The organism is Methylobacterium fujisawaense (assembly GCF_039619325.1).
Taxonomy (GTDB): Bacteria; Pseudomonadota; Alphaproteobacteria; order Rhizobiales; family Beijerinckiaceae; genus Methylobacterium; species Methylobacterium fujisawaense.
The window spans coordinates 443236-458824 of the sequence record NZ_CP155000.1 but is presented as its reverse complement, the minus strand read 5'-3'; the positions used below and the strand labels follow the sequence as shown (position 1 = coordinate 458824).

The 15589-nt window shown below is 74.6% G+C and carries 12 protein-coding genes, 1 tRNA gene and 1 pseudogene; 4 read left to right on the top strand and 10 right to left on the bottom strand.

What is annotated here, in order from left to right; translation table 11 throughout:
* Window positions 1-42 precede the first annotated feature (42 nt).
* Both ABC766_RS02250 and ABC766_RS02245 read right to left on the bottom strand, forming a co-directional pair.
* Window positions 43-754: pseudogene (locus ABC766_RS02250) on the bottom strand (Crp/Fnr family transcriptional regulator).
* Window positions 755-1161: 407 nt separating this feature from the next.
* Window positions 1162-2355: a YihY/virulence factor BrkB family protein gene (locus tag ABC766_RS02245; protein ID WP_345820970.1), complete on the bottom strand. Its 1194-nt coding sequence runs from the start codon at window positions 2353-2355 to the stop codon at window positions 1162-1164.
* A gap of 371 nt (window positions 2356-2726) precedes the next feature.
* Between ABC766_RS02245 and ABC766_RS02240 the strand changes: the two genes are divergently transcribed.
* A complete protein-coding gene (locus ABC766_RS02240) occupies window positions 2727-3488 on the top strand; it encodes a sigma-70 family RNA polymerase sigma factor (RefSeq protein ID WP_345820969.1) in 762 nt (253 codons plus the stop codon).
* A 238-nt stretch (window positions 3489-3726) separates the two neighbouring features.
* Here the strand turns inward: ABC766_RS02240 and ABC766_RS02235 are convergent, their stop codons facing one another.
* The 3 genes from ABC766_RS02235 to ABC766_RS02225 form a co-directional block, all read right to left on the bottom strand.
* Window positions 3727-4053 carry a hypothetical protein gene (locus tag ABC766_RS02235; RefSeq protein WP_345820968.1) on the bottom strand — a complete coding sequence of 109 codons (327 nt, stop codon included), beginning with the start codon at window positions 4051-4053 and terminating at the stop codon, window positions 3727-3729.
* Window positions 4046-4363 carry a hypothetical protein gene (locus ABC766_RS02230; protein ID WP_345820967.1) on the bottom strand — a complete coding sequence of 106 codons (318 nt, stop codon included), beginning with the start codon at window positions 4361-4363 and terminating at the stop codon, window positions 4046-4048. Before ABC766_RS02230 ends, ABC766_RS02235 begins: the two co-directional genes overlap by 8 nt.
* Before the next feature lie 67 nt (window positions 4364-4430).
* A complete protein-coding gene (locus ABC766_RS02225; RefSeq protein WP_345822654.1) occupies window positions 4431-4988 on the bottom strand; it encodes a metallophosphoesterase in 558 nt (185 codons plus the stop codon).
* A 188-nt stretch (window positions 4989-5176) separates the two neighbouring features.
* Here ABC766_RS02225 and ABC766_RS02220 point away from each other — a divergent pair, with 188 nt between their 5' ends.
* From ABC766_RS02220 to ABC766_RS02210, 3 genes are all read left to right on the top strand, one after another.
* On the top strand, window positions 5177-5854 hold the full coding sequence (locus tag ABC766_RS02220) for a DNA-3-methyladenine glycosylase 2 family protein (RefSeq protein WP_342142949.1): 678 nt from the start codon (window positions 5177-5179) through the stop codon (window positions 5852-5854).
* A 37-nt stretch (window positions 5855-5891) separates the two neighbouring features.
* Window positions 5892-5967 (top strand) — tRNA-Ile (locus ABC766_RS02215).
* 338 nt (window positions 5968-6305) lie between these two features.
* Window positions 6306-7409: an adenylate/guanylate cyclase domain-containing protein gene (locus ABC766_RS02210; RefSeq protein WP_043355495.1), complete on the top strand. Its 1104-nt coding sequence runs from the start codon at window positions 6306-6308 to the stop codon at window positions 7407-7409.
* A 66-nt stretch (window positions 7410-7475) separates the two neighbouring features.
* On the opposite strand, the gene ABC766_RS02205 is transcribed toward ABC766_RS02210, so the two are convergent.
* The 5 genes from ABC766_RS02205 to ABC766_RS02185 all read right to left on the bottom strand — a co-directional run bounded on the left by ABC766_RS02205 (window position 7476) and on the right by ABC766_RS02185 (window position 15576).
* Window positions 7476-7850, bottom strand: coding sequence for a hypothetical protein (locus ABC766_RS02205; protein WP_053609755.1), 375 nt, complete (start codon window positions 7848-7850; stop codon window positions 7476-7478).
* Complete coding sequence (locus tag ABC766_RS02200) at window positions 7847-8596, bottom strand: sel1 repeat family protein (RefSeq protein ID WP_043382337.1); 750 nt, start codon at window positions 8594-8596, stop codon at window positions 7847-7849. Before ABC766_RS02200 ends, ABC766_RS02205 begins: the two co-directional genes overlap by 4 nt.
* Complete coding sequence (locus tag ABC766_RS02195; RefSeq protein ID WP_043382335.1) at window positions 8593-10443, bottom strand: reverse transcriptase family protein; 1851 nt, start codon at window positions 10441-10443, stop codon at window positions 8593-8595. Before ABC766_RS02195 ends, ABC766_RS02200 begins: the two co-directional genes overlap by 4 nt.
* Window positions 10444-10756: 313 nt before the next feature.
* Window positions 10757-12421 (bottom strand): SWIM zinc finger-containing protein, encoded by a 1665-nt coding sequence (locus ABC766_RS02190; protein ID WP_043382332.1) that lies wholly within the window; start codon window positions 12419-12421, stop codon window positions 10757-10759.
* Window positions 12418-15576: a hypothetical protein gene (locus ABC766_RS02185; RefSeq protein WP_345820962.1), complete on the bottom strand. Its 3159-nt coding sequence runs from the start codon at window positions 15574-15576 to the stop codon at window positions 12418-12420. Before ABC766_RS02185 ends, ABC766_RS02190 begins: the two co-directional genes overlap by 4 nt.
* Window positions 15577-15589: the final 13 nt, after the last annotated feature.

Here is a 15589-nt window from a genome sequence, read left to right as displayed (position 1 = left end):
GTTCGGCCGGCCTGCGGGGCCGCGGCGTATCGCCCGCGCCGGTCAGGACAGCTGCAGATAGGCCGGATCGAACAGCCCCCGCTCCATCAGCCCGTCGAGGGTCGCGGATCGTCAGGCGCCGGCTGCGCAAGGCGACGAGGCCGCTGATGCGCAGCTCCTTCAGGGTGCGGTTGATGTGCACGCTCGTCTGGCCGAGGGCATCGGCGAGATCGGGCTGGGTCACCGGCATCGGCAGCGTCATCCCGTCCGCGAGGCCGACGCGTGTCAGCCGCAGGTGCAGCTCGCAGAACAGGTGCGCCAGCCGCTCGATCGCCGAGCGCCGGCCGACGCTGGCGATCCACTCCCGGTGGAGGGCCGTGGTGGCGAGCATCTCCCGCCACAGGCATTCCTCCACGGCCGGCCGGCCGCGGATCGCGTCGCCGAGCTGGTCCGGCGCGATCCGGGCGACGGTGACGGAGGTCAGCGCGCCGATGGCGTGGTCCATGTGCGCCCGGCGGAAGACGAACGGATCGCACAGGTCGCCCGGCAGGAGCAGCGCGACGATCGCCCGCCGCCCGTCCGGAAACTGCTTGTACCGGCAGGCCCAGCCGTCGAGGATGAGGTGCGTGTGGGACGGGTCGCTCTGCTGCCCTTCGATATCCTGACGGGCCGCGACATGGCGGACGTGCTGGCGCCCCAGCCCGTCGAGGACCGCGCGGTCCTCGGGTGCGAGCCGGACGTGCCGCTCCATCTTCCGCACGAACGGGTTCTCCACGTCCCCCTCCGGTCAGATCACCGCGACACCGGCGTGTCGGCGACCCTCGGGAGGGAGACGGGCCCGACCGGAGATTCGGCCGCATCGCGGCCGGGTGCACGGGACCGGGGGACGTCGCGCGCGTCCGAAGCGTCCCGCACGACGGTGCCGCCGGGGGTATCGGTGAAATAATGGGACAAGGATATTTCTATCGGCAGGGACCAAACCGTCATCCGAACATCGAAGTCCGGATCATCTTGATCGGCTTGTGCCTGCAGCAGAAAAACGTGCGCCAACCTGTGTTAAGTCGTCGTTCCCGGGCTTGAGGACGGGGGACGCGTCGATCCGGTGCGCCCGCGCAGGTTGTTCGCGCAGATCGTACGCGCGGGTCGCTCGGAAAGGCCGTTCGCGCCGGACCGGGTGCGGCGCTAGTCCGCGGCGGCGCCCACCGTATCGGCCATGCGTGCCCGGCGCGTGCCCAGGGGCTGGGGCGCGCCGACGGTGGTGTCCTCGGCGGTCTGGTGCTCCATCTCGGCGTTCACCTGGGCGCCGGCCAGCATGATCATGGTCGAGAGCCAGATCCATGTCATGAACCCGACCGCCGCACCGAGGGAGCCGTAGGTCTTGTTGTAGCTGCCGAAATGGGCGACGTACCAGGAGAACAGCACCGATGCGCCGAGCCACAGCACGGCCGCCAGGGCGCCCCCGGGCGTGACCCAGCGCCAGCGCGGCGCGTCCCGGCTCGGCCCGTAGCGGTAGAGCAGGGCGAGCCCGAGCAGGACTGCCAGGAGCAGAACCGGCCACCGCAGCAGCGACAGCCACCACGCATCCGCGCCGAGCCCGAGAGACGCGAGAATCACCGGCACCGCCACCACCGCGGCCAGCGCCAGGACGAGGAACAGCAGCGCGCCCGCCGTGAAGGCGAGGGAGACCAAGTTGAGCACGAAGAAGTTGCGCTTCTCGCGCTCGTTGTAGACGAGGTTGAGGGCGTCGAAGACGTGCTTCACCCCGCCATTGGCGCTCCACACCGACAGGACGACGCCGAACACCAAGCTGAGCCCGAGGGTGCTGTTGCCCTCCGCGTTCAGCCGCTTCACCTGGTCGCCGACGATCTCCAGGGCGCCCTGGGGCAGGATACCCTGGAGGCTGGCGAGCTGGTCGTTGATGGTCGCCGCATCCGCCACGAGGCCGTAGCAGGAGACCAGGGCCGCCACCGCGGGAAAGATCGCCAGGAGCGTGAAGAAGGTGACGCCGGCCGCGATCAGCGACAGGCGGTTCTCGCCGATGTCGTGATAGGCCCGCAGCGCGATGTCCTTCCAACCCTTGGCGGGGATCTCGGTCGGCGTCGAGGCCCCCCGCCCGCGATCGGCCTGGGTCCGGGCGACGGCCTGCGCCTCCTGGCCCGCGTGCGAGGGCGACGTCCGGCGCGCCCCGTCCCGCCCGGCAGGGCCGTCGCCGGAGCGGTCTCCCGAGCGGTCGGCGGGGCGTGGGGCCGGCGGCCCCGTCCGGCGCGGAAGGGCGACGAGGCCGATCAGCGCGGTGGCGAGGGCGAGCGTCCAGACCGTCGAGGCGCTCCCCTCCGGAGCGGAACCCGCGGTGCGGGCTGGATCGGGGGCTGGCATCGGTGACCTCGGCGGGGTTCGGGCGGACGTGTCGGCGCAGGCCGGTCGGCCGCGCATGACGGCGCACCCGACCGGCTGCAGCTGCGAAGGCAAACACCGCGGCGCGGGCAAGGGTTCGCCGTCCAGTTGCAATACGACGGCAACGCGGGACGCAGGGCCTGATCGGCGCGCCTGAGCGGCGAGTCGGCGGTCGTGACCGGCACCTCGGGCGGCATCGGCCGGCCCGTCCCGACGGCGCTGCGCGCTGGCGCGGCCCCGCGGCCGAGCCCCCTTCGGGAAAAGCGCTAACCCATGTTGCGGCATGGGCGGCCCGGGCACGCCACAAACGGTCCCATGGGCGCAACCGGCCCACTCGCCGACGACCGGACCGTATGCCCGACACCGAAGGCTCATCGCTCCTCGATCTCGTGACGGATCGTGCAGAGGAGGCCGGGGCGGAGACCCGCCACGGCCTGCCGGAGGCCGTGCGGGCCCATCTCGGCACCCTGCTCGGCCGCGCCTACGACCGGATCGGCCTCGGGTCGGAGCCCGCCTCGGACCCCTTCGCCGACCTGCTGGCGCGCCTGGAGACGGCCCTCGCGCAGGCCGAGGGCGAGCGGGACAAGCTGTTCCGGGCGGGTCTGCTGGAGGTGGTGCCGGCGCTGCACCGATTCGCGGTCTCGCTGACCCGCGACCCGGCTGCGGCGGACGATCTCGTGCAGGACACCCTGCTGCGCGGCTGGCGCGGCCGCGGCGGCTTCACCCCCGGCACCAATCTGGAGGCGTGGCTGTTCACGATCCTCCGGAACGTTTTCTACAGCCAGCACCGCAAGCAGGGCCGCGAGGTCGCCGACACCGACGGCACCTATGCCGAGCGGCTGACCAGCATTCCCGAGCAGGGGGGCCATCTCGATCTTCAGGACGTGCGCGCCGCCCTCGACCGCCTCGCCCCGGTGATGCGGGAGGCGCTGGTTCTCGTGGCGATCGAGAACCTGAGCTATGACGAGGCCGCCGCCGTGATGAACTGCCGGATCGGGACTGTGAAGAGCCGCGTCTGGCGCGCCCGCGAACAGCTCGCGCGGATGCTCGGATACAGTGGAGCCGAGATCGGCAGCGACGGGGTCATGCTGTCGGTGACCGGCAGCTCGGCCTGATCGGGACGATTCTCCAGGTCGAATAAGCCAATTCGACACTCAGACCGCCGTATTCGGCAGGAAATTTGACTTAGGTGAAAGCGTCCGGGCCGGCGCCTGGGCGATATGAAGCGGGTTGGGTCGATCCGTCGACTCGGCTCGGCTCCCATCGGTGTGACATCCCCCCGATCCACCGATGGGGGCCTCTTCCCGCATCTCCGGCGGATGTGCCGCGCAGAGGTGGGGCCCAGCCCAGACCTCAGGTCGAACCGCCGCCCCGGTCCGTGTCGAGCTGCTGCAGCAGCTCCGCCAGTCGGGGATCCAGAGCCTCGTCGATCACCGGATCGTACATCGCCCGCATCTGGTGGCCGAGGCGCAGGCGCGTCTGCGCGTCGAGAACCGGGCCGCCCGAGAGGGGAACCACGCGCAGGGCGGACGGCGCCGGGCCGGGGCCATAGCGTTCGGTCGGTCTCGGGGCTGCGCGCCGGCGTTCGGGATAAGGCATGCCTTCTACATCGGCCCGCACCCCCGCGACGGCAACCACCTGCCGGCGCGAAGGCGCGCCCGGGTCGTCGGCCTCACGCATCGTCCTCCGGCGCGAACACCTCGCCCCGCTCGGCGAGCACGGTGTTCGCGGCGTCCTGGGCCAACTCGTCCCCGGCCAGCTCGTCCCGGGCCGCCGCCGGATCGGGGCGGCCGAGGGCGCGCGCCAGGGCGCCCTCCCAGCCGGCCGGAGGCGCGTGACCCTGGCCAGCGAGGATCTCGCCGGCCCGTCGGCAGAGCCGCGTCCAGTCCGGCGCGGCGAGGGCGGCCCAATCGGTGCCGAGGCCCAGTTCGGCCGCGGCCTGCGTCGCGGCGGCGGTCCAGCCCGACGGCGGGGCGGGGATGTCGGTCATGGCGATGCGGCCTCCTGCCGGGATCTCGCGTCTCCCGCGGACGATAGCGCGTGCCGGCGGCCTGTCATCAGCGCAGGCCGTGGGCCGCGAGTTCCTCCGGCACGCCCGCGGCCGCGTCCTGGCGGATCAGGATGGCGTCGAGGGTGACCGGACGGTCGTTCCAGGCATCCACGCCGACATCGCACGAGCGCGTGGTGTCGGCGAGGCAGCCGTGGCTGTGCCCATAGAGGTGGCGCGTCTCCCGCCACAGCCCCGGCCAGGCCCGATGCGCGTAGTGCGACAGGAACAGGCGGTGCGGCCGCCCCTGCGCGTCCGCGACGGAGAGGCGGGCGCTCTCAACCGGCGGCTCCGCCCAGGGCAGGTCGAGAACGCGGTTCGAATCGTGATTGCCCCGGACCAGGCGCTTCGTGCCGTTCAGCCGCGCGAAGATCGCCGCGCAATGGGCGGGGCTCGCATGGGCGGCGAAGTCGCCGAGATGCCAGACGGCATCCTCCGAGCCGACCACGGCGTTCCACCCGGCGACCAGGGCCTCGTCGTGGGCCTCGAGGCTGCCGAACCGCGCCCCGCGGTGGCGGAGGATGTGCGGGTCGCCGAAATGCGTGTCCGCGGTGAAGAAGATCGCCATGCCGTCGAGACCTGGGCCGCCATCGCGTTCCGTCCAGACCGGCCGGAGAGGCCCGGACAAGATGGCGCTGCGCGGCATCCCGTCTGCCGGACTGGAAACGGGGCCGCGGCTCGGATACGGGTGCGGCGCGCGAGGCCGGCCGCCTCTCCGAGGGGCGGAGCGCCGTGCGGGCCGGATGGGCTGAGGCGATGCTCGATCCCGCGATCTACGCCCATCTCCTGGACGCGGCGCGCGCCCATCCGGCGCTGCGGGCCGCCCTCGTGCAGGCCGGTCCGATCCGGATCGAGCCGCCGGCGCATCCGCGCGTCGCCGACCGCCTGTTCGTCGAGGTGGTCAACCAGCAGCTTTCCACCCGGGCGGCCGGGGCGATCTGGGCCCGGATCGAGGCCGCCGCCGCGGCGGCGGATTCGAGCCCCCGGGGCCTGTTCGAGGCCGGCGAGGCGGACCTGCTGCGGGCCTGCGGGATCTCGGGCAACAAGGTGCGGGCCCTCCAGGCGATCGTGGCGGCCGAGGCGGCGGGCCTGCTCGGCCCCGGCCTCGCCGGCCTGCCGCATCCCGAGCGGGCGGCGATCCTGTGCGGCATACGCGGCGTCGGCCCCTGGACGGCCGACATGGTCGGCATCTTCCATTTCCACGACCCCGACATCTGGCCCGCGGGCGACGTGGCGGCGGTGGGCTGCCTGCGCCGCCTCACCGGGCAGGCCGATGCCGGCGCGGTGGCGTCGGCCTTCGCACCGTACCGCTCGATCCTGGCGCGCTACCTGTGGCGCATCAAGGACGGGGCGCCCCTGCCGGGGGACGAATCAGCCCGTCAGGCCCCGCCCCCCCGGACCCGGCGCCTGCGCGGGGCGGCGAAATCCGGGTGACGGACGGCCGGGGATCGGCTATCCGTCGGCGCCTCCCGGGCCCGTAGCTCAATGGTTAGAGCCGGCCGCTCATAACGGTCTGGTTGCAGGTTCGAGTCCTGCCGGGCCCACCAGGCTGGCCGCGGGCAGCCGCACCACCCTTGCCGGCCCCCCGTATCCCGCATTCACGCGGTTCCGCCGACCCACAAGGGCCGAGCCCGGATCGGTCCCTCGCCCAGGAGCCGCTCACGACGGCGAGGCCGAATGCGCCCTGTGGCACGGCCGCGACACCGCACGACACCGTGATGTGGACGGTGCGCATTGATCCCGATCGATCAAGCGCGAACGGGCAGTCTGCGGCGCACCGAATCAGACCGAGTCTTCGCCGCGTTCGTCGCTCTCTCGCCTTCCTCCCGTGCCATCGCGTCGGTCGCACCGCGCCCGACGCCACGCTCTCTCCCGCCGACAGCCCATGCTTCCGCACTACCGCTGGCTCTGGGCCCTGACCCTCCTCCTCGCCTGCGGCGGGGCGGGCCTCCTCTACAATGTGCTCTTCGTCGGCGGGGCCTCGATGCTCGCCGGCCTCGTCTACGCCCTGGCAGTGGGCGGGACGGTGCTGGCCTTCGTCCCCGCCCTGACCCTGTCGGGTCTCCAGCCGCGGATCCGCCGCCTGCCGGCGCTGGTCTACATGCTCGCGGCCGAGTTGCTCTACGTGGTGCTGATCACCCTCGGCTGCGCCCTCGGCGGCCTGGTCGTCTGGGGGTTCGGCCTCACCGGCGACAGCCTGTCCACGGCCGTGCGCATCACGCCGCGGTTTCTCGCCTACTCCCTGGCCGTGTCGGCCCTCCTCGTCTTCGCCATGCGGATGCGCGACCTGATCGGCGGCGCCGTGTTCGTGAACTTCATGATCGGCCGCTACCACAAGCCGGTTCAGGAGGAGCGGATCTTCCTGTTCCTCGACGTCGTCGGCTCCACCGCCTTCGCCGAGACCCACGGCGATCTGCGCGCCCAGGAGTATCTCGGGGCCGTGTTCGCGACGCTGGCCGAGCCGGTGCGGCGCAACGGCGGCTCCGTGGACGATTATGTCGGCGATCTCGCCATGATCACCTGGCCGATGAGGCGCGGCCTCAAGGACGCGCGCTGCGTCACCGGCCTGTTCGCGGTGCTCGACCGGATCGAGGCGGATGCCGCGGCCTGGACCGCCCGGTTCGGGACGGTCCCGCGGCTGCGGGCGGCGCTGCATGGCGGCCCGGTGGTCACGGCCGAGGTCGGAGTCGACCGCCACAAGATCGCGTATTTCGGCGACGCCGTGAACGTGACGGCGCGCATCGAGGCCCTGTGCCGCCCGCTCGGCGTCGGCATCCTGATCTCGCAGGATCTCCTCGGACGGCTGGACCCGCTGCCCGACGGCGTCCGCGCCCGCCCCCTGGGCCTGCACGCCCTGCGCGGCCGGGGGGCGCCCCTGGCGGTCGCCACCCTTGAACGCGGAGCCGCGGTGGCGGAGAGGCCGATCCCGGGGCGGAGGCCGGATCCGAGGGCGCCGGATCGCCCGGAGGTCGTCGCGGAACGGCGCTAGGAGGTCGCATGCCGCGCATCCCGGCCGGCGCCCGGCGCGGCGGCGTGGCCGGTCCGGGATCGCGTCTCAGCCGCGGCGGAAGCAGCGGTTCCAGAGGCGCCGCCCCCAGGCGACCGGCGCGCGCCGGGGGGCCGCCGCCGGGCTCGGCCCGTCGAACGCCGCAGCCAGTGCCGCCGGCAGGGTGTCGATGATCGCCGCCGGCCCCTCGATGTCCCAGCCGATCACGCAGCAGCCGCAGCCGGTGCTGCGCACGCAGGTGAGCCGGCCGGCATGGGCCAGCATCCAGTGCTCCGCTGCGGCGACGTCGTCCGCCTCGTCCACCTCCACGCACAGGCAGGCGCGCCTGAGGCCCGGGGCAGGGGGACCGGCCGGCCACGGATCGCTCCGCCCGTAGAGGGCCCGCAGGGCCTCGGGATCCGCCCCGGCCTCGCCGGACCTCACGGCGCGTCGTCCGCGCTGTCCGGCGGCGCGTCCATCTCGGCCACCTGCCGCTTGGCGAAGGCGCAGGCCGCGAAGTCCGGGTTGATCGCGCAGGCCATGTCGAACGCCGCCCGGGCGCGGGACGCCTCGGCGGGGACGCCCTCGCCCAGGCGGTAGGCCTGGCCGAGCATGGCGCAGCCCCAGGCGCCGCGCCGGTCGCAATCGAGGCGGAAGCTCCGGGCGAGGCAGGCGTCCGTGTCCGCGCGCGGCACATCGCGGAAGGGATCGGCCGCGTAGCCGCCGTTGCGGATCCCGGCGGCCCGGTTGGTGCAGCCCGCCGGAAACCCGCCCGCGCAGGCGAGGGCGTAGAGGCGCTCCTTGTCGAGGATATCCGGGACGTCGAGGGAATGGTGCTCGAAGGCGAGGGCGAGGTCGAAGCAGGCCGGCGCGTTCGACCACCGGGTGCAGAGCACGAAGCAGGCCGCGGGTTCGCGCGCGCAGCGGCGCTCGGTGGGCCGCCGGGGCGCGAAGGCCCGCCGCCAGACCGGGCGCTCCCGCGCGAAGGTGTCGGCCGGGCAGGCCGGGAAGCTGCGCAGCAGCGCCGGGTCCTGCCGCAGCGGCTCCCCGATCCCCGCGGCCTCCGCCTTGTTGAAGATGATCGTGCCGGGCGCCTCCTCGGCCCGGGCCGCCGGCCCGCGCGCGAGGGCGAGGGCCGCAGCGAGGCTGGCCAGGATTCGCCCGGCCAGACGGCGCCGGGGCGGGCTCACCGGCGCCGGCGCCAGCGGCGCAGCAGGCGTCGGAGGCCGAGCACCAGGGCGACCACGAGGACGAGCAGCCCGAGCGCCGGATGCAGCAGGGCGCCCGCCTGGAACAGGACGAAGACCCCGAGGACCACCTTCCAGGGCTTCATGGGGGCGTCGTCGGCCTCCGCGACCGTGCCGGGCGCGGCCTGCGCGGGGGCGACCGGCTCGGGTGTAGCGAACCGCGGGCGCCCGGAGGTCGGCACGCCGCTGCGGCCCGGCACCGGCGCGGCCGCGCGGGCCGCAGCCTCGGCGACCGCCCGCGCGGCAGCCGCCTCGGCCTCGGCCAGGATCGGGTCCGGCTCGGGCGCGGGACGGGGGGCCGGCGCCCACCAGCGGGCCAGCGGCATTGCTCCCCGCGCGGACCGGGCGCGGAAGTCCGGCTGCGGCCGCACCGCAGGCCGCAGCCCGTGGCGGTCCGCGAGGGCGCGGGCCTGCGCCACCAGCGGCGCACCGGTCTCCGGCGTGACCATCCGGACGAACTGCGCGAAGCCGACCGCGGCGCGGAGCACGTCGCCCTCGCCGGCCGCGCCCCAGCGCCGCCCGGCCGGCCCGTGCCGATCGAGCCCGTGCAGCAGCGCGCGGAAGCGGCGCAGGGTCTCCCGGGGCACGCCGACGCGCTCGTTGACGGTCAGCCCGGTCACCTCCTGGTGCCGGCCGCGGCGCATCACCCGGGTCTTGTCCGGATGGACGGTGAAGCCCTCCCCGGCGACGATGGCGTGGACGTATTTGAGCAGCGCGCCGACTTTCCCGGCGGCCGCGCCGGAGGCCGAGAAGGTCAGGTCGTCGGCGTAGCGCGTGTAGGTGAAGCCGAGGCTGGCGGCGAGGCCGGTGAGCCGGGCGTCGAGCCGGGTGCAGACGAGGTTGGTGAGCGCGGGGCTCGTCGGCGCGCCCTGCGGCAGCCGGCGGGGGCCCCGGGCGGCGTAGAGGCGCGCGCCGTCGATCTCGACTGCGTCCACGTCCGGCTCGGTGCAGAGCAGCGCCAGCACGGTGGCCACCGGCTCGGCGTAGCCCAGGCCCCGGAACTTCCCCTTGATCCGCCGGTAGTCGAGGCTCGGGAAGAAGTCCTTGAGGTCGAGATTGACCACCACGTCCCGCCCGACATGGGCGGCGGCGTTGGTGACGATCGAGCGGCCGGGCACGAAGCCGTGGGCCGCCCCATGCACGGGAACGTGGGCGAGGAGCGCGTCGAGGATCCAGTACTGCGCCCGCTTCAGCCGCGGCATCGGCGCCGAGATGCGGCGCAGGCCGCCCGCCTTCTTGGGGATGGTGAAGCACCGGTAATGGCTCACCGCACTGAGCGCCCGGTCGTAGGCGAGGAAGCGCAGCTCGCCGAGGCCGATCCCCATGGCCTCCGCCAGCGCCTTCGGGCTCGCCAGGGCGGGAAGACCGGGGGCGGGCCCCCGCGCGGGCGCATCCGCGTTCGCAAGGCCGGCCGAGACGCCGTCGCCGAGATGGAGGATCTCCGCCTCCCGGCGCGCGTGCCACGCCTGCGCCCGGGCGTGGCGGTCGCGGGCGTTGCGCAGCTTCGTCTCGCGCCGCCGCTCCAGCGCCGCCGTCTTGCGGCGGCGATGCATCTCCTTGAGGGCGGCCTCGGGGTCGCGCCACGCCGCCTCCCGCCGGTGCAGATCGGCGAGGGCGCGGGCGATCTCGCCGCGGCGGCGGATCAGGTCGTCCGGCGGGTTGGGCTGCTCCGCCCCGTCCGGCCAGAATCCGAGCCGGATCATCTCCTCGAGGATGACCTCGTCCTTCGAGCTCTCGCGGATCCGGTCGTAGAGCTGCTGGCGGGTCAGGCTGCCGGGCTGCGGGCTCATCGGCGGCCTCCGGCGCGGGCGGCGGGAGGCGTGACGGGGGACGTCGGCCAGGATGCCTTCGTCAAGTCTCGGGACTGGCCCGGTCCACTCGACGCCGGCACGACCACCGGTGCGCGTTTGGGTTCAGCGAACCCAAACCGCGAACGCGCACCGGTGGTCAGTGCCGGCCCAGTGAAGAGCGGGCCAGTGACGCTTTGCCGGGCAGGGTGCAGGGACGGCGAATCGCCGCCCGAAATGCAAGGTCCGCCCCGGCCGACGCCCCTCGTCACGGTCAGGATAGGCCAGGCTTGCGGCCGCATCAATCGGGTCTGCCTCACGCCTGCCACCGCGCCGGCTTGCCCTCGACCTGGGCGTGGAAGAAGCGGCGCACGGCCAGCATGTGCGCGCAGGGGCCGCGGGTGAGCCGGTTGTGGGTGTAGAAGCCGCACTGGCAGGAGCCGCCGACCATGCGGTCGTCGGAATCGAGCTCCACCGCGGGCGTCAGGCTCCGGCCGTCATCCAGCACGGTCCCGCTCAGGCGCCGCCGGTCCCCCGCCTGCTCGACGGGCCCGAGGGTGACGAGCCCGGCCGCCAGGAACCGGTCGGCCTTGGCCTCCTGCTCGGAGGCGAAGCGCAGGGCGCCCGGCGCTAGTGGCTCCCGGGTCAGCTCCCGCAGGCGGTAGACCCGCTTGTCGAGGTCGAACATGGCGCGGCCCGCCTGCACGTAGCCGCCGAGCGCCGCCTCCACGGTCGACCGGTCGAGGCCGGTCTCGGCGGCGAGTTGCCCGGTCCCGGCGGCGTGGTGGCGCCGGAGCGCCGCGAAGACGCGGGCGGCGGTGTCGGCCTCGACCTCCCCCCGGGGGGCGAGCAGGTCGAACTGCCCGGCCCGGGACCAGTCGTTGGCGGTCCAGCCCGACAGGCCGAGGGTGAAGCGCAGGCCGCCGAAATCCACCACCGCGAAGCTCGGCAGGCCGGTGCCGAGGAGGTGCAGCCGCACCGACCGGGCGAGCGGCAGGGTCCGGGCCAGGATGGCGAGGCGCCGCCGGCCCCACAGGCGGATCTCCGCGGCCTCGCCGCCGCGGTAGATCGAGCGCCGGAAGGTCAGCCGCTCGTTCCAGGGCTCGATCAGCACGCTGACCGGCCGGCCGGGCTCGAGCAGGAACCGCAGGGCGCGCGGGCCGTGGCGCTCCCGGCGCGCGGCGAGGCGGGTCAGGATCGCGTGCATGTCGACCGGGTGCAGGTCCACCACGTGGGCGGGCTGCGCCATGGCGCTCGACACCTGCAGGAAGCCCCGCATCCAGGAATCCGGCAGCTCGATCTTGTCCTCGCGATAGGCGGCCTCGCCGGAGGTCTGGACCGCGAAGCCGGTCGGGTCGATCGCCAGCTCGGTATCGCGGTAGCTGCGGATCTTCTGGAACTCGTCGTAGAGGGCGTGGCTGTAGTCGATGTTGGTCGTGCCGCAGGCCATGTCGCCGATCCGCGCGAAGGTGTCGTGGTCGCAGGACAGGCGCCCGTAGCTCGATTCGTCGAGGCTGAACGCTTCGAAGAAGACCTCGTCCGGATGGACGGTGATGACCGGGTCGAGGACGATCCAGGCGTCGAAATTCTCCCGGTAGAGGTAGTCGAAGTACCGCTTCCGCGCGTCGTAGAACGGCCGCATCACCGCGTCGGAACGGGCCGCGATGTCCCGGTGTTCGGCGCGCAGCGCCTCGATCTCGGCGCGCAGGCTGTCCTTCTCGGCGAGGGCCTCGGCCAGGAGTTCCTGCTCGTGGGCCTGGAGCCACGCGAAATAGGCGGTGCGGTCCTTCGGCTTGAAGCGCAGGTCCGACACGACGACGTGGTGCAGGGCCGAGATCGCCTCGCGGAACGGCAGGTGTCGCGCCACCGTCCCGGCGAAGTAGGTCGGCTCGCGCAACGTGTCGGGGACGAAGCCGAGCCGGGTCGCGTCCGCATCCGAGACGGCCCGGCTCTCGCCGAGGTAGCGATGGACGAAGTTCATCGAGCCCCTTCCGAGACGGGTGCCGAGGGAGAGATGGGCCCCCGCACCTCTGGCGGCCGCCGGACGAGAGGCACGGCGAGGCCGGGATGGGCCTCGGCGATGTCGCGCAGCGCCAGGATCGCGGCGCTGCGGTCCCGGGCCGTGCCGCTCAGAGTGAGATCGGCGAAGAGCGGCAGCAGCGCCTCGGCGCGGGCGCGGCTGCGCAGGGCCTCGGCCCGGAGGAAGGCGGCCATCCGGTCCTTGGCGACCCGGCCCCGCAGCACCTGCAGCATCACGGTGCGGGCGAGGGGGATCAGCCGCGCGAAGGCCGCCTCGCTCGCCACGGCCTGCTCGGTCAGGAGTTCGGTGAGCAGGAGATGCATGGACGGAGCGGGGTGCTCCAGCAGGCGCAGCACCTGCCCCTCCGCATCCTCGGGCCGGAGCCGGCTGCGCAGGAGATGGCGGGCGAAGGCCAGAACCTCCGGCTTGACGCTGTCGGTGACCACGGCGAGCGCCCCGGGCGTCCAGGCAGCCTCCGGCCACGTTTCAAAAAAGCTGCGGGCGAAGGCGAGGGTGTCGGGCCAGTCGCTCTCCACGAGGAGCACGGCCTCGGCCGCCGCGGCCTGGAACCGGGCCGGGTCGGCCGCGAAGGCCGCCATCGCCCAGTCCCGCACCGCCCGGTACGGGTGGCCGCCGAGGCGGGCGATCTGGCGGACGCTGAAGGCCGCCGGGTGGCGGTCGGGCAGGAGGGCGGCGCCGAGGCGGCGGGCGCCGTCGGCGCGGGCCTGCAGCAGGCGCCACAGGGTGCCGTCGTCGAGGGCGGCGCATTCCCCCGGCAGGGCCTCGCGCAGCAGGGCCTCGCGCAGCAGGGCCACGACGTCGGCGGCGTAGGCGTCGTCGGGCGCCGCGCGGAACAGGCTGCCGATCAGCTCCCGGGCGAGGCGGGGAGCGAGACCCGGATCCGCCGCCGCGAGGCGCGCCACCAGGGGCCGGGCGGCCTGCCGGACGGCGCTGCCGGGCCCGCTGGCGAAGGCGACGATCCGCTCGGCGTAGGGTCCGAGCCGCGCGTCGTCGAGACGCGCCAGCAGGACCAGGGCGGCAATCCGGATGTCCTCGGAGCCCGTGCCGATCAGCGCGTCCCAGCTTTCCGGGGGCAGGCCGTCGGCTCCGGCAGGAGACTGCGCCAGGAACGCGAGGCCGGCCGATCGGACGGCGGCGGCCGGGTGCGCGATCAGGGCGGCGGCAGTCTCGGGCTGCACCGGCAGGTCGTGGTCCGGCCACAGGAGGGGCAGGGCGGCGCGCAGGCCCCGGATCGCGGCCGTCGCGGCGGCGTCGGGCTCCGGCGGCATCGCCCGCAGCCACGCCACCAGCCGCGCGACCAGGGGCGCGACCAGGGGCGCCGCGAGCCCTGGGGGCAACGCCCGGGCGAGCCCCGGGACCGCCGCCTGGACATCCGGCTCCGGGCTTGTGAGCAGCGCGGCGGCGAGGTCCGGATCCGACCAGACGACCGGCGCCCCGGCCTCGAGGCGCCGCAGGGCAAGCGCCCGCGCCTCCGGCAGGGCTGCGGCCAGCAGCGCCGCCACCAGGGCGGCGAGGTCGGCGGAATCGGCGATCCCGGCGGCGAGGCGCGCCTGGGCGATCTGGAAGGCGAAGATCCGCACGGCGTCGTGCGGGGACGCCAGAAGGCGCCCGATCGCGGCGGCGTCCAGAGCCGCGCAGGCCCCCGGGTCCGCGCGCAGCACCCGCAGCCCCAGCCGCGCCACCGGCTCGATCCGCCCCTCGGCGGCGAGGCGGAGCGCCAGGTCCGGACGGGCGCTCCAGAGATCCGGAAAGGCCTCGTCGCGCCGGTCGGGATCGACGGCGCCGGTCTCCAGGAAGGTCAGCGATCCCGTCCGCGGCCGGGCCTCCGGGGCGTGGCGGTACAGGAGCTGGCTCGCCGTCCAGTTGCGGCCGAGCGGTCCCCGTGCCCGCGCCTGCCGGCCCCAGGTCCCGTCCGGCTTGCGCCCCCAGGCGGTCCAGCGGGTCGGGGGGTCGAGATCCTCCGGCCCGAGGGCCAGCAGGAAGCCCGTCGCCAGCGCGGTGAAGGCCGGGTCCCCGACGGCGCCGCGCTTGCGCAAAGCGCGCCAGATCCGCCGCTTCATGTAGGCGCGGGTGGCCGTGGACAGGCCGAGCCGCGCCTCCGGGCCGTGGCGCGCCGCGTCCACCGCGACGTAGCGCCGGAGGTCGGGGACGTAGGCGTGGCTCCGGCCGGCCTGGTACATCGCCTGCGCGGTCTCGAAGCGCTGGGCGGCGGCGCCGAACAGGGCGGCATCGTCGGCCATCTCGGCGTGCTTGAACAGGCGCCGCAGGCCGATCAGGTAGGGTGGCCGCGCCGGCAGCCGGAGGAGGGCGGCGCAGAGCGTCGCGTGCAGCGCGGGCCGCCCCTGGGCAAGCCGGCCCAGCGCCACCAGGGCCGGCCCGACCCGGCCGGGATCATGCCGGGCGAGGCCGTCCAGCGCCCCGCACAGGCCGTCGACGTCGCCCGCCTCGGCCGGCCGGGCGACCATGCCGGGCAGGTCCGGCTCGGCCTCCGGCGGGCGATACGCCCCGGTGAGCGGGGCGGCCAGGGCGAAGCGGGCGAGGTCCCGGACGACGCTTCCGGGGGCGTCGGCGGCGATCGCGTCCAGGATCGGGCCCGCCTCCGCGCCGGCCGCCCGGGCGAGCGCCCAGACCAGAGCGTAGCTCGCCTGCGCCGGACCGAGGGCCCGCGCCAGGGCGATCAGGTCCGGGGCGGCCGCGGCCAGCCGCAGCTCGCCGATGCGCCAGAGCAGGCGGTCGCGCTCCCGCTCGGGCCAGCGCTGGTGCAGGCAGGCGGAGAGCCGCGCCCGCAGCACGGCCGCGCGCCCGTCGGCCGACGGCTCCGACGCGGCGGAGGGCTCCGGGCCGTCGATCCGCCGGTAGCCGCCGTTGATCTTCGCGACGATCACGCTGTCGAACACCCGGGCCGCCGCCTCGGCGGTGAGGGGCTGGGGTGTCTTCGAGCCCTCGCGCAGGGTCGCGCCGCGCCGGCCGTAGCGTGTGTTGACGAAGTAGCGCTCGGGCGTCCCGAGGGCCTCGTTCTCGATCAGATCGACGTCGTAGACCTTGTCGGAGGTGGCGTCCCGCAGGTGGAGGCGCGCCGCGCGGACGACCCTCATGCCACCGCGTGGG